Source organism: Alteromonas ponticola (assembly GCF_012911815.1).
GTDB lineage: Bacteria > Pseudomonadota > Gammaproteobacteria > Enterobacterales > Alteromonadaceae > Alteromonas > Alteromonas ponticola.
Genome location: NZ_JAATNW010000007.1, coordinates 231599 through 245922, shown reverse-complemented (window position 1 = coordinate 245922; position 14324 = coordinate 231599). Strand labels below are relative to the sequence as shown.

Sequence of the window (14324 nt, the reverse complement as noted above, 5' to 3'; positions counted from 1 at the left end):
CACCGCGCGACAGGGGCTGTCGTAGTTCAGACCACCCCTAGAAACGCGTTGTCCACGTTACACCGTAACTGCGCGGCTGGCCGGGGTACGCCATAATCTTTCCTTGCTGAAACGGTGCATCAAAGGCATTTCGCGCTACAAACTCTTCATTAAGCGCATTACGTGCCCAAAAAATGACCTCACTGTCCCACCAGGCAACGGGAAGCTGCCAACGAAGATTAACCAGGTTATAGGCATCATTCTTTTTTAACGGATCGTTTGAATGGTCCATCAGCAAGCTGCCCACATAGGCGTAATCAATAGAAAATAACGTATTCATGCCAAAAACCTGGGCATATTGATTCACCAACAGCGCAAACGACGTTTCAGGTTCAAAGCCAACTCTGTCTCCACTGCGTGAGCAGTAAGGCAAGTCCGGGGAAGTTCTACCCGGGTCATCAATGCCAAAGTGCCACGGCGTTGCCGACCAGCAGGTTCCGCGTTCAAACGAGTCGAAGGTGGCCTTGTTATAGGTGAAATTAAACGTCAGGGCGGTGTCGACCAACGGGTTCCAGGTTAATTCGACTTCAACCCCTTTACTATCAAAGTCTCCTGCGTTGGACAGATTAAATCCTGTTCCGGTAAAGGTTGATGACTGAAAGTCTTCGATTTCAGTGATGTGTGCAGCCACATTTAAGCGCAAATTCGCATCATTCCAATCCTGTTTGAGACCTACCTCCACGCTTCTTGATTTTTCAGCCTTAAATACAGGATCTAACAATGCGGAAATTCGATCGGTATTAATTCCACCTGACTTGTAACCGGTAGATAGTGAAGAATACAGTAGTTGCTCAGCGGTGGGTTGCCAGCTTAATTTAACCGTTCCGGTTACCTGGCTATCGCTAAAGGATTCGTCCAGAGGTGGGCGAGGTAAAACGGTGGCTGTATTAAGCAAATAATATCCCCATCCGGCCTGTTGAAACGGCGCAATGGTGGCCAGGTCATTAGCCGACGGCATTGCGCCCATCATCAAAGCTGCACCAATATTCTGCAACGCGGCACCTGCTGCCACCGGGTTAGGAATTTCGCCAGGTGCGGTGGACAAACCGTCGATACCGGGGCCTTGCTCATCGTAAATCCCGGTAAGACTTTTATCTTCGCGGGTGTATCTTAATCCGGTAGTCAGCTCCCATCGTGGCGTGAAACGCCAGTCGCTTTGCGCGAATACCGCGTAGCTGTCTTGTTCCTGATAGGCATTGTGGGTGAAATGTGTATTGCCTGGAGCCGCTGGTGCCGCAGCCTGAATCATACCGCCGGTCATCAGACTGATCGCGTTTAATCCGTCAATAAGCGGTAATACCTCAGCTGCAAATCCTGCGAATAAAAAGGGAAAATCATCTTGCGTCGCTATATCATAGTCCAGATTGAGATTTTGCGAATAATAATAGACGCCTAACAAGCCGTTAAAATCGCTGGTAGTATAATGCAACCTCAACTCCTGAGAGAAAGAATTCAGGTCTGCATCGTTCTTGGTTAATAACAGTTCGGCGTCAGAAAAATCAGCATCCACCTTATCGTAACTATTGAAACTACGCACCGCAGAAATACTTTGCAATTGCCAGTTTTCGTTAATGGTATAGCTGACATGGGCCGAAACGCCCTGATCTTCCATTGTAGATTCTGGCAGGAAGGAGAGGGCGGTTGTGTAGTTGTAAAAATCGTCTTTATCGTAAATTGTAGCGTCAAACGGAGGCATGGCTAACATGGCATCAGTTCCAAATTTACCTTCAATCCCCAGTGCGCTTTGGTTGCCCTGAAACGTTAACGCGCCACAACAAACTTCGTCTATTTCGGCATAATCGGCGATCAGTCGCACCGATAAGTCGTCGCGGGGTTGATAAAGTGCCTGCAGGCGCACACCTGACCGCTTGCGGTCATTCATCGACTCACCCGAATTAGCTTCATCAATCCAGCCATCACGGTGAGTGGTAAATCCTGACGCGCGAAAAGCCAGCTCATCTTCTATGGCTACAAACGAAGAAGCGCCCTGTACACTAAGCAGGTTATCGTTACCGACAGTGGCACTGACATATCCATCGCCATTGACAAAGGTAGGGGGCTTGGTAAAGATCGAAACTGCACCCGCAGGGGTATTTTTCCCAAACAAGGTACCTTGGGGACCGCGCAAAATCTCGATTCGCTGAATATCAGCTAAATCATTAATTATCGAATTTTGGCGCGAGCGGTAGACCCCATCAACATAGAGGCCTACAGAGGGCTCAAAGCCAAAATTCTGTGTGGATGTACCAATTGATCTTATGGAAAAGCCACTGTTGGTCGCGCTCTGACTTTGAAACGCCGCGAATGCCGGAACGTAGGATTGCAAATCAAAAACATCAAAGGAAATTGAATCAAGTAAATCATTACCACTCAACGCGGTAACTGCCACAGGCACGTCCTGTAAGTTTTGCACCCGTTTTTGGCTGGTGACCTCAATATGTTCAAGTGAGCCTTCCTGCTCCTGAGCAAAAACGGCGCTTGAGACAAGAGAAGCGATGGATGTGGCGAGAATAGTTTTGTGAAGTGTAAGTGATTTGTCCATGTATAGAGCTTCTTTATATGAATTCCGTTAGTGAAAACATTTTTTTATTATGTTTAGGTTATAACTTACTTTTATTCATTTTCCTAGCGACTTGGTCTAAAAGTGGTCTAAAGTGGAAATTTGCAGGTACCTTAAATTCCATCTTCAAACTGCATAGAAGACAATGCTTTCTCATGCTGTTTAACACAAAACAAGGATTAAAATGAAAGCCATCATTTGTAATGAATTTGGTCCCGTTGAAAATTTGGCCTTTGCTGAAGTGAACGATCCTGATATCGGTGAGAATGACATTTTAATCGATGTTGCCGCAGCGGGTGTTAACTTTCCTGATGCTTTGCTGGTGCAGGGGTTGTATCAAATGCAGCCTGAATTTCCATTTATTCCAGGAAGCGAGGTTGCCGGGACTGTACATAAGTGCGGTAAAAATGTGACATCGTTTCAACAGGGCGATCGGGTGATAGGGATTAGTCAGTTAGGTGGATTTGCTGAAAAAGTTGCGTTACCAGCAACCCAGGTCATGCCGATACCAGAAGGCGTAACAGAGCAGGCGGCGGCAGGACTGATCACAGCGCATGCCACTGCCCACCATGCGTTAAAACAGCGCGCAGCGTTACAGGCGGGAGAAACACTTTTGGTGACAGGGGCCGCTGGCGGCACCGGCTTAGCAGCCGTTCAGATAGGCAAACGAATGGGAGCAAAGGTAATTGCTGTTTGCTCGACGACAGAAAAGTTAAAGCTGGCTGAAAAGTATGGTGCAGATATCACCATTAATTACGTGAAACAGGATCTTAAAGAGACACTAAAAGAGTTAACTCAGGGAAAAGGGATAGACGTGGTTTATGACTGTGTAGGTGGTGAAGCCTTTGCTGCCTGCGCCCGCGTTATGGCATGGAAAGGAAGGCTTTTAACCGTAGGTTTTGCCAGTGGCGAAATTCCCAAGCTGGCGGCTAACCTGGCGTTGGTGAAAGGATTTTCACTGGTGGGGGTGTTCTGGGGCCAATTCATTCAAAGAGAGCCTGATGTTTTTCGCCAAAATATGCACGAACTATTTTCATGGGCCAGTGCGGGAGACATCACAGTTCATATTGAGCAACGTTATCCATTAAGCGAAGCGGCGACCGCGCTAAATCGACTGATTAATCGTGAGGCCAGGGGAAAGTTAATTTTAGACACCATTGCCAGTTAAGCCTGGGCTGATTGCGTTAGCTTATATGATTAACAACAGGTACGGTTATTGTTGTGCCTGATGCCATAATTATGGCTAACCGTTTAGCAAAGAAAACGGCTTCCCGAAGGAAGCCGTTTGAAGTTGCAGATCTCTCTGCATGCCATGTTGAATCGTTATAGTTACAACATTTAATAATTGACAATAATGAACTTGAATCGTTGGATTTATCTCAACGTACTGCAATCAAGTGTTCAGGTAACTTTTTGTGGCTCAATGAATTTTGCTGGATAGATTGTAGGATCAATTCATTATTGCTAACGTCGTTATGCGACTCAGAATTCTGATCCTGCATAAAAGAAACTAATTGCAGCATAGAGGACTGACGCTGCTTTTTTTCACTAAAATCAGCTGTAACCTGCTGGTGGCCTGCATCTGGTCGTTCAAACGAGAACGACGAAATGCTCATGCTAAGTAACGATAACATCAATACGCTTTTAACTATGGCTTTCATACGATACCCGCTCCTTGTCGGACGCTTATCCGAATTATTTTGTCTGCACGCTAATTAAAGGTTAAAAAGCCCATATAAGATAGAGGGAGTAAAATACAAGCGTATTAATACTGATACGCAAGTGCGGTGTTTTAAATCAGTCGGTCACAATTGGCTAGTAACACCATTGAGCAGAGTAAAACAGGAACGACAGCACAAAAAAAAGAGCCGACGCAGCAGGTCAGCTCATTTGCTTGAGTATGAATAGTTTGCTTAGATACGTTCTGCCAGCACTTGCGCTAATGGGTTGGTATTAAGACCTTTTTCGCTCACCCATGCCTGCAACGTTTTGCCATCTTTTTCTGGTTCATTCAACGCAGACTTGGGCATTTTCTTTATCAGTAAAGTACCTGCCTCTTCAGCGTTATTCAGCATCGCAGTGCGAATTAAGCTATTGCCGTCACACGAGATACCAGAATAGTAGTCCTGCAACTTTAATCTGAAGTCATCTTCAACTGCTTTCATTTTTTTACGCAGCTCACCTTTGTCGTCAGCCTGTACGATAGTACAAATATTCGCTAACGCTTCATTCACGTTACCTATAGCTGATGCCTGAGCCGACAGACCCAACGCAAACATTGATGTGACCAAAGCGTGTTTAACAAATTTCAACATGGTTTTTCCTCAAGAAAGCCACGCAAGTGTGGCGAAATCGAGCGCATTAAAAACTAATTTAAAAGTTGCAGCTACTAGAAGGTTGATACTTGAGTATTAAAGTTAATACATAGGGGGGATACAAAAGAAAGTGGCTCCCTTGGGGAGCCACTGGGAGCGGAGTTAAGTCCGCGACCATGTTGAAAAAATTCACATGGCATTCATGTAATCGGTTTAGATACGGCCTTGCAATTCAACGGCAATAGGGTTACCTGCCAAGCCTTTTTCTGAAATCCATGCCTGCAAAGTTTTTCCGTCCTCTTCAGGTGCTTCAAGATTTGATTTAGGCATTTTTTTCACAAGCAAAGTGCCAACTTCAACTGCATTATTTGTTAACGCGGTACGAATAAGACTATTACCATTACAGCTGATACCAGTATAGTAATCGTGTAATTTAAGGTTATAGTCTGACTGAACGCGACGCATTTTTTTACGTAGTTCGCCTTTATCATCAGCTTGAACGATAGTGCAGATGTTAGCCAAGTCGTCTTCGATAGATGCTTGTGCAACATTGGCAAAAGTTAATGACGTAATAGCAACGGCAAGGGAAGTTTTAACAATTTTCAACATGGTTAATTTCCTTTAAAGAATTTCGGTGTTTGTTTTGTTCGGGAAGCATTAAACGGGATTTAACGGAGTGTGAAAATACTGACGCTGATAACATGATATGCGAAGTCATACGTATCAGGTCTGTGAAAAAATAATAGAACCGTACTGTGCTTAACCTCATATGTATATGAATAATAAATGGTTGTTCTAAGTTTTGAGTGAGGTGGGTTTACTTATTTCATCGCGTCACATTAACGATAGCAAAGCGTAGCTCTTAGGGGGATTTTCTTACTGGCTCCCTGCAACCTGGACTTTTTACTTTTCATTTTTGTGTACTATATAAAAGGTCCGGGGTGAATTATCGAATGGTAGTGCTGACAAATGAGATCGTTATTAACGTTTATATAATGTGACACACGATCGGGGTTCGGCTAGCGGATAAAAAAAGCCCCACAATCTTACTTGTAGGGCGTCGTAAAAGGGAGAACGTATTTGCGTTTAGTACTGATTCATTACATGCGATCTAACAACACTGCATTGATAGGATTATCCTGAAGACCCTGTTCGGTGATCCAGGCCTGTAAGGTTTTACCATCTTTCTCAGGTGCCGCCAGATCTGATTTCGGCATCTTTTTAACCATCAAGGTTCCAACTTCAACCGCATTTGAAAGAATCGCTGTTCGGATCAAGCTATTCCCGCTGCAGGATATACCAGAATAATAATCGTTTAATTTCAAGCGATAGTCCGATTGAACGCTGCGCATTTTTTTACGCAGTTCTCCTTTATCATCGGCCTGAACAATGGTGCAAATATTTGCCAGGTCGGCATTAATGTCAGCGTTGGCTATGCCTGTAACACTTAAAGAAGCAAACGCGATGACTAAAGATGATTTAACTACTTTCAACATGGTTAATTCCTCGAACGTATAATTTTGGAAGCTTGTCGTGATTCCGCCTTAATGGTTATTCGAGTTCATTAAAGAAAACTTTACGCGATTAAAAAATAACCAGTCTGATACCTGGGTATAAAATTTGGCACCTATGATAATCAGGGATCTATTGACGAGCTAAGATAAATACTCGGTTGCTTGCATTTCATACAGTGGTTCATTGAAGTGTGTTTAATTTTTCACAGGCAGCTGTCGTCGGCGACTGAGCTAAATAAAACCGTTATTTATATTTTATGCTGTACCTGGTAAGCACAAAAAAATGAACTTCTTTCGCATGATTACGTGTAAAGCTATTAGCACGCACTGAATACGCCTTTTCTTGCGGCAAGTTTGCCACAATAGCAGTGAGTGGGTAACTATATGATTTAGTGATGAACACAATGTGAATTAACAATCTTGGAGCAACGTGATGGCAGAAAAATTGGATACGTCTCAAATTGAGCAGGCACTGAATAAATTAAATGAAACACTCGGCGCAGAGGAGCAGTGGCAGCTTGAAGAAGATAAGATTACCAAGACGTTTAAATTTAAAAGCTTTATACGCGCATTCGGCTGGATGTCACAAATTGCCATTTGGGCGGAAAAATTAAATCACCACCCAGAGTGGTTTAACGTCTATAATAAAGTAGAGGTAACATTAACAACCCACGATGTGGGTGGGCTTAGTGATTTGGACTTCACTATGGCGGAAAAAATGGAGAAATTCAGGTAAATTCCGGTTTAGGTGTTGAATAGTTAAGCAAGTTGGGTGTTAAGTGAGCAAACAGTCGTAAAAGTTGAATTTTCTTTGAAACATCGCTTGCCAAGCATAATTCACTATGTATAATACGCACCACTTGAACGGCAACAGCAAATAACAGCTAGCCTTCAAAACCAGTTCAGACGCGGGATGGAGCAGTCTGGTAGCTCGTCGGGCTCATAACCCGAAGGTCGTAGGTTCAAATCCTGCTCCCGCAACCACATTTAAGGCCCTGATGAAAATCAGGGCTTTTTTTGTTTTAACGGTGTAATTCTTATCGCCACTCGCCAAAACAATCCAGCTTTTAAACATATACTTATGATTTAACAGGTATAACGTGTCAAACGTAAAAGGCCTTTATAATCTTTCGGGTTATCATTTTGTCCCAAACTGGATATAGAACCGTACTCTCTGCTCATCTAAGACGGAAACTTCTTTCTTCTCCAACACTAGTAGTAAGGCCGTATGCTTGACTCATTAATTACCGCGTTTTCTATTCCCGACTCTTCGCTGTTAGTTTACGGCGATTACAGTCCATGGTTGGTTTTGCTATCAGTAATGATTGCTATCCTTGCTTCCTTTATGGGATTTCAAGTGGCAGAGCAAGCGCGCGAATCGAGAGCGGCCGGGCGCCGAAATTTACTTTTAGCGACAGGAAGTCTGGCGCTTGGTGGAGGAATTTGGGCAATGCACTTTCTGGGGATGTTAGCATTTAATCTGTGCACACCTGTTCAATACAATGCGGGCTTAACTGCATTGTCCGCATTTCCTGGGGTTGCTGCGGCCTGGGTAGCATTAAGACAACTCGTCGAATCCACCATTACTCCCCCGCAAATTATTATTGGTGGTGTGCTGGTTGGCGCAGGCATTGGGACAATGCATTATACGGGAATGGCTGCGATGGAAATGGCGCCGCTGCTTCGATACAGCTTGCCATTATTTTTACTTTCTATTGTTGTGGCCGTTATTCTTGCCATGCTGGCGCTGTATATTCGTTTTGGTCTGACGCGTATGCGCAAGGACAAACGTGCGTCGACAAGTACGATGGTGCTGGCGGGGGTGGTAATGGGTCTGGCCATTTCCGGCATGCATTATACGGGAATGAGCGCAGCCAGATTCGTAAAACCCCCAGGGCTGGAACTCTCGCAGCAAACCGCTAATATTTCTTATTACCTTGCCATTGCTGTCAGCCTAACCACCTTGACGCTGATTGCCTTTGTGTCTGGTATTTCAATTCTTTACAAATATAAAGACGCCACCGCCCGCGCGTTGGAAAGTGAACGCCTGCAAAATGCGATTACGCAAACGGCTATTGACGGCATTTTAACGGTGAATTCTAAAGGCGTCATCATACGTGTTAACCCCGCGGTAACTAAAATTCTCGGCTGGTCAGAGCAGGAGCTGTTGGGAAATTCAGTACTCAGCGTAGTACCACCCGAGCGAAGACATATATACGATGAACAGTTTTTCGGGGCAGCGAAAGGTGAGGGGGTACGGCACCTGGTCGGTGAAAGTCGTGACGTGCAAGCTCTCCACAAGGATGGCTCACTCATCCCAATAAGACTGGGAGTTGGACTGACCAAGTTGCATGGTGAACATTTCTTTGTAGCCTTCATCGAAGATATTCGGCAGCGAATTAAGATGGAACGCGCTTTAAAAGAAAATGAGGCTAAATTTCGTTCTTTCATTCAGAATATTCCAGGCATAGCGTATCGCTGTCTGGATGAGCCTTCCTGGCCTATGGTGTTCATCAGTGAAGCGGTAGAAGAGATAACCGGCTACCCTGCGTCTGAATTTGAATTACCGGATCCGTCAATAAGTTTTCAGGATTTGTATCACCCGGATGACGTTGCGCTAATCCAGGAATCCTACGGAAAAACGGGGCAGTTTGACCTTGAATACCGCATCTATGATCGACAAGGGAATGTCCGTTGGGTAAGTGAACACGGTAAATTCGTCAAAGATGAAGACGGTGAAACCCAGTGGCTGGATGGTTTTATAATGGATGTTTCAGCGCGGCGTAAAATGGAAGAAGACTTACGCGAGGCGAAACAAGCTGCTGAGCAGGCTGCCGCAGTGCGAACCGCCTTTTTGGCTAACATGAGTCATGAAATTCGCACCCCCATGAACTCCATTATAGGTTTTAGCGATTTGTTGTTAGATGAGCCCATGGAGACAAATCAACTTAAGCATTTAAATACCATTAATCGTTCTGCACGCTCTCTGCTTCATCTGTTAAATGACATTTTAGACAGCGCAAAGTTGGATAAGGGAAAATTGGAATTAGAGTATCGTATCTTCAATTTAAGCAACGAAATCGACACGGTGTTTTCTACATTTTGGCTTGAGGCAAAACGCAAAGGTCTGGAGCTTAACGTTGATATTTCATCCGATGTTTCCAGTCATTACCGGGGCGTGCCAGAGCGTCTGCGGCAGGTGCTGAATAACATTATCGGCAACGCCGTTAAATTTACCAGTCAGGGACACGTTGCTCTGCATGTATACCCGGTTAAAGCAAATGATGTGCGCTTTGATATTATTGATACGGGTATTGGAATGACGCCAACCCAACTGGAGCAGGTATTTGATGCGTTCTCGCAGGCTGATGCTTCGATGAGCCGTAAATATGGCGGTACTGGGCTTGGCACAACGATCAGCAAACAGCTTGTTGAACTGATGGGGGGGCAGATAACGGTTAAAAGTGAGTTAGGCAAAGGTTCTACATTTAGTTTTAGCCTACCCCTCGAACCGGTAGCAAAAGCTGAGGAGATCTCGCACTTTGAACAAACCCAACTTCCAGCGCTGACAATTTTAGTGGTTGATGACATTGCACAGAATGTGGACTTACTGAATGCGATGCTGGGTCGGGAAGGCCACACCATTGTGTCTGCGACTAACGGTGAAGAAGCGTTGGAATACATGCGTGAAAAATCGTTTGATGTGGTTTTGATGGATTTGCAGATGCCAGTACTTGATGGTCTTTCGGCGGCCAGGCAGAGACGCCAATATGAAAAACAGCACAATCTCCCAGCTACGCCAATTATTGCCCTGACAGCCAGTGTATTGGTGCAGGATAAACAAGAAGCGGATGCAGCTGGTATGGAAGGCTTTGCCAACAAGCCAGTAGACTTCCCCTCGCTGTGTGAAGAAATTGCGCGTGTTTTAAACCTGGAAATTAAGCCTTCAAAAAGCTCTGCGGTGATCGACAATGGCAAGGTCGTCGACAAAAAGATGGGCGAGCGCCTGTGGGGCTCTCGTGCTAAACATGAAGAGGAGTTAAGCCGTTTTATTATCGAAAACCACGAAAGAATAGCGCTTTTGCGACATGCGGTTAAAGAGCAAGACTGGCCTGCTGTGTTGTCCCAAAGTCATGGTCTAAGAGGGAGTGCCGGAAATCTTGCGCTGAATGAGTTCGCTGCCAGTTTAGGTCAGCTTGAAGTCAGTGCAAGAGAGCAGAAAAACGTGGTGGAAGCTTTAAACGACGTAGAGCAAGCGCTGCTGCATGTTGAAGCTGAAATCGATGCTGCGATTATATCATCGGCACTGAATGTCGATGACAGAGAGCACGTAGATAGCGCAAAATTAACAGAACACCTGCAAACTCTGCAGGTAAGTGTTTCACGCCATCAGCTCAATGAAGACGAAATAGAGCTGTTAGCTAAGTTGCCAAAAGGAAAATTTGCACAGGCGATTGAAGAAATTTTATCGGATATTGAAGACTTTGAGTTTGAGCGAGCACAGGAAAGTTTGACAAAATTGCTGAACGAAATTGAAGGTGGTAGATAATTATTATGCTTAAAACAGTGTCAGCCCCAACGATATTGCTGGTAGATGATGAGCCAGTTAATTTACGTGTGCTGCGTCAACTGTTGTCGCCGCACTATAATTTAATTTTCGCTAAAAGTGGCGAAGAGGCGATCCGGCTGGCGAGTGAACAACAGCCTTCACTGATTTTACTCGATGTGATGATGCCCGGCATGACAGGGTTCGAAACCTGTAAAGTGCTGAAGACCAATGCGGAAACGCACGCCATTCCGATCATCTTTGTTACCGCTCTGAATCAGGAGCATGATGAAACTGAAGGCTTTAACGTGGGCTGCGTTGATTATATCACTAAACCGATTTCTCCAAGTGTTGTGTTGGCGCGGGTAAAAACACACCTTTCCCTGGTTCAGGCAGAAGAGCTCAGACGGACGCGCCTTGAAGTGGTACAGCGTCTTGGCCGGGCGGCAGAATATAAAGATAACGAAACCGGTATGCATGTGATGCGCATGAGCCACTATGCTCGGGTGCTCGCGTTAGCTTATGGCTTTTCAAAAGAACAGGCAGACTTGCTGTTACACGCTGCACCTATGCACGATATCGGCAAAATAGGCATTCCGGACAGCATCATGTTGAAGCCCGCCAGACTTACCGAAGAAGAATTTGCCATTATGCGCACTCACCCTTTAATTGGGGCGGAAATACTGGGAGAAGCCAATTCAGAGTTACTGGCTATAGCAAAATCAGTCGCGCTGACCCATCATGAAAAGTGGGATGGTACGGGCTACCCCAATGGACTTAAGGGCGAAGAAATTCCAATCGAAGGCAGAATCGTTGCGTTAGCCGACGTTTTTGATGCCCTAACCAGCAAGCGCCCATATAAGGATGCGTGGTCTGTTGAAGAAACCATGCGTTATATTAACGCTCAGAAAGAACTGCATTTCGAATCCCGACTGGTAGAATTGCTGGAAGCTAACCTTGACGAATTTCTCAAAATAAAACATCGCTGGAAAGACGACGACAGCGAATAATTAAAACGTAAACTTACGGATTTAAGTGTGAAACTGCATGTTGCGTAACCATTCGAATATCAGTATAATGCCCGCACTTTTTAGCAATAGCGGGCAATCTGTTAGGTAGTAAAACAGAAACGCATTGCTAGTGCAGGCTTTGCCAGTTGGCGAATTACCCATTAGTCTGCAGCTGCTAGTGAGCAGCTTTGGGTCCCTATTTTCACAAAGCCCCGCTAGTACGGGGCTTTTTGTTGTATCTTAATCTGTGTAATTGGCCTGTACGTATGCAGAACCCAACTTACATAGTTTCAGTTGGGCTATATGCCCATTTTTTGTTTTTGGAGGTTACGATTGTCAAGACTTGAAGACAAGTTAACTGAAATGCTTGAACCTGGTGTCGAAGCGTTAGGTTTTGAACTGGTGGGCGTAGAGTTTGTGCGCGCCGGCAAGCATTCGATTTTGCGTGTGTTTATTGATCATGAAAACGGGATCACAGTTGACGACTGTGCCGATGTCAGTCATCAGGCAAGCGCAATTCTTGACGTCGAAGATCCTATCAGCACCGAATACAACCTTGAAGTTTCGTCACCGGGAATGGACCGCCCATTGTTCAAAGAGAAGCATTACATTGCTTCGGTAGGTGAAGTGGTGCAAATCCGTACCCGCATGCCAATTGATAACAGACGTAATTTCAAAGGTAAGCTACTGGCGTGTGAAAACGGCAATGTCAGTATTGAAGTGGATGGCCAGCAGTTTCAATTAGCTGTGGCGAATATCGAAAAAGGTAACGTTGTTCCCACATTTGACTAATGGAACAGCATCGCTTTCGTACAGGAAGCATGAGTGAGGCGAAAATGAATAAAGAAATTTTGTTAGTGGCTGAAGCCGTTTCAAATGAAAAACAAGTGCCTAGAGAAAAGATTTTTGAAGCATTGGAATTTGCAATTGCCAGTGCGACAAAAAAGAAAAACGAAGGCGACATTGAAGTTCGGGTAAGTATTAATCGTACCACAGGTGATTTTGATACTTTCCGTCGTTGGGAAGTGATCGCAGATGATCAAGAGCAGGAAAATCCGTACGCAGAATTGACATTGTCTGCTGCACAAATCGACGAACCTGACATTCAGATCGGTGATTATGTAGAAGAGCAGATAGAGTCAATTGCATTTGATCGAATCACGACGCAGACGGCAAAGCAGGTCATCGTACAAAAAGTACGTGAAGCTGAGCGTGCGCAGATGGTTGCTGAATATCAGGATAAAGTCGGTGAGTTAGTGACCGGAACGGTGAAGAAAGTAAACCGTGACAACATCATCATCGACCTGGGCAATAACGCTGAAGGGGTTATCTTCCGTGACGACATGTTACCACGTGAGACATTCCGTCCAGGCGATCGCGTGCGCGGACTACTTTTTGTGATTCGTCCTGAAGCGCGTGGAGCGCAGTTGTTTGTCAGCCGTACTCACCCTGACATGCTAGTTGAATTGTTCCGTCTTGAAGTGCCAGAAATTGCTGAAGAAACGCTGGAAATCAAGTCGGCGGCACGGGACCCGGGTTCACGCGCTAAAATTGCAGTAAAAACTAACGACAAACGTCTTGACCCGGTGGGTGCGTGTGTCGGTATGCGTGGCTCACGGGTACAAGCGGTTTCAGGCGAGTTAGGCGGTGAGCGTGTTGATATCGTATTGTGGGATGAAAATCCTGCCCAGTTTGTTATCAACGCCATGGCACCTGCAGAAGTAGCGTCAATTGTTGTTGATGAAGACAGCCATACTATGGATGTCGCAGTAGAAGCGGACAATTTAGCTCAGGCAATTGGACGCAGTGGTCAGAATGTACGTTTAGCCAGCCAGCTTACCGGTTGGGAACTTAACGTAATGACCATTGAAGACCTGAATAACAAGCATGAAGAAGAAACTTCAAAAGTTATTCAGATTTTCGTTGATGCATTAGACATCGATGAAGAGTTTGCTGGTGTACTGGCTGATGAAGGCTTCAGTACATTGGAAGAAGTTGCTTATGTTCCGGTAAATGAATTAATGGCCATTGAAGGTCTGGATGAAAATACCGTTGAAGAACTGCGCAATCGTGCTCGTGCCGCGTTAACCACACGCGCATTGGCAAATGAAGAATCGCTTGATGGTTCTGAACCTACCGAAGCAATGCTGAATTTGGAAGGTATGAGTCGTCATGTTGCGTTTGTGTTAGCTAGTCGCGGAATCACTGACTTGGAAGAGTTAGCTGAGCAAGGCACAGACGATATCAGTGATATTGAAGAACTTGGCGAAGAAAAAGCGGGGGCCTTAATTATGGCTGCGCGTAATATCGTCTGGTTTAATGAAGAATAGGTCAGCAGGG

11 protein-coding genes and 1 tRNA gene are annotated in these 14324 nt (G+C 45.1%); 7 read left to right on the top strand and 5 right to left on the bottom strand.

Features of this window, described 5'->3' with window-relative positions:
- Nucleotides 1-37: 37 nt before the first annotated feature.
- Nucleotides 38-2581 carry a TonB-dependent receptor gene (locus HCJ96_RS14270; protein ID WP_169211743.1) on the bottom strand — a complete coding sequence of 848 codons (2544 nt, stop codon included), beginning with the start codon at nucleotides 2579-2581 and terminating at the stop codon, nucleotides 38-40.
- Between the two features lie 202 nt (nucleotides 2582-2783).
- Here HCJ96_RS14270 and HCJ96_RS14265 point away from each other — a divergent pair, with 202 nt between their 5' ends.
- Nucleotides 2784-3767 carry an NADPH:quinone oxidoreductase family protein gene (locus HCJ96_RS14265; RefSeq protein ID WP_169211742.1) on the top strand — a complete coding sequence of 328 codons (984 nt, stop codon included), beginning with the start codon at nucleotides 2784-2786 and terminating at the stop codon, nucleotides 3765-3767.
- A gap of 211 nt (nucleotides 3768-3978) precedes the next feature.
- Here HCJ96_RS14265 and HCJ96_RS14260 read toward each other — a convergent pair whose 3' ends face one another.
- The 4 genes from HCJ96_RS14260 to HCJ96_RS14245 form a co-directional block, all read right to left on the bottom strand.
- Nucleotides 3979-4260: a hypothetical protein gene (locus HCJ96_RS14260; RefSeq protein WP_169211741.1), complete on the bottom strand. Its 282-nt coding sequence runs from the start codon at nucleotides 4258-4260 to the stop codon at nucleotides 3979-3981.
- Nucleotides 4261-4512: 252 nt separating this feature from the next.
- Nucleotides 4513-4914, bottom strand: coding sequence for a DUF3718 domain-containing protein (locus HCJ96_RS14255; RefSeq protein ID WP_169211740.1), 402 nt, complete (start codon nucleotides 4912-4914; stop codon nucleotides 4513-4515).
- A 213-nt stretch (nucleotides 4915-5127) separates the two neighbouring features.
- Nucleotides 5128-5523, bottom strand: a complete 396-nt coding sequence (locus HCJ96_RS14250) for a DUF3718 domain-containing protein (RefSeq protein WP_169211739.1) — start codon at nucleotides 5521-5523, stop codon at nucleotides 5128-5130.
- A 491-nt stretch (nucleotides 5524-6014) separates the two neighbouring features.
- Nucleotides 6015-6410: a DUF3718 domain-containing protein gene (locus HCJ96_RS14245; protein WP_169211738.1), complete on the bottom strand. Its 396-nt coding sequence runs from the start codon at nucleotides 6408-6410 to the stop codon at nucleotides 6015-6017.
- A gap of 451 nt (nucleotides 6411-6861) precedes the next feature.
- Here HCJ96_RS14245 and HCJ96_RS14240 point away from each other — a divergent pair, with 451 nt between their 5' ends.
- From HCJ96_RS14240 to nusA, 6 genes are all read left to right on the top strand, one after another.
- Nucleotides 6862-7164, top strand: a complete 303-nt coding sequence (locus HCJ96_RS14240; protein WP_169211737.1) for a 4a-hydroxytetrahydrobiopterin dehydratase — start codon at nucleotides 6862-6864, stop codon at nucleotides 7162-7164.
- 171 nt (nucleotides 7165-7335) lie between these two features.
- Nucleotides 7336-7412, top strand: a tRNA-Met gene (locus HCJ96_RS14235).
- Between the two features lie 244 nt (nucleotides 7413-7656).
- On the top strand, nucleotides 7657-10977 hold the full coding sequence (locus tag HCJ96_RS14230; RefSeq protein WP_169211736.1) for an MHYT domain-containing protein: 3321 nt from the start codon (nucleotides 7657-7659) through the stop codon (nucleotides 10975-10977).
- 5 nt (nucleotides 10978-10982) lie between these two features.
- Nucleotides 10983-11984 carry a response regulator gene (locus HCJ96_RS14225; RefSeq protein ID WP_169211735.1) on the top strand — a complete coding sequence of 334 codons (1002 nt, stop codon included), beginning with the start codon at nucleotides 10983-10985 and terminating at the stop codon, nucleotides 11982-11984.
- A 333-nt stretch (nucleotides 11985-12317) separates the two neighbouring features.
- Nucleotides 12318-12776 carry a ribosome maturation factor RimP gene (gene rimP / locus HCJ96_RS14220; protein WP_169211734.1) on the top strand — a complete coding sequence of 153 codons (459 nt, stop codon included), beginning with the start codon at nucleotides 12318-12320 and terminating at the stop codon, nucleotides 12774-12776.
- Between the two features lie 44 nt (nucleotides 12777-12820).
- Complete coding sequence (nusA, locus tag HCJ96_RS14215; RefSeq protein WP_169211733.1) at nucleotides 12821-14314, top strand: transcription termination factor NusA; 1494 nt, start codon at nucleotides 12821-12823, stop codon at nucleotides 14312-14314.
- Nucleotides 14315-14324: the final 10 nt, after the last annotated feature.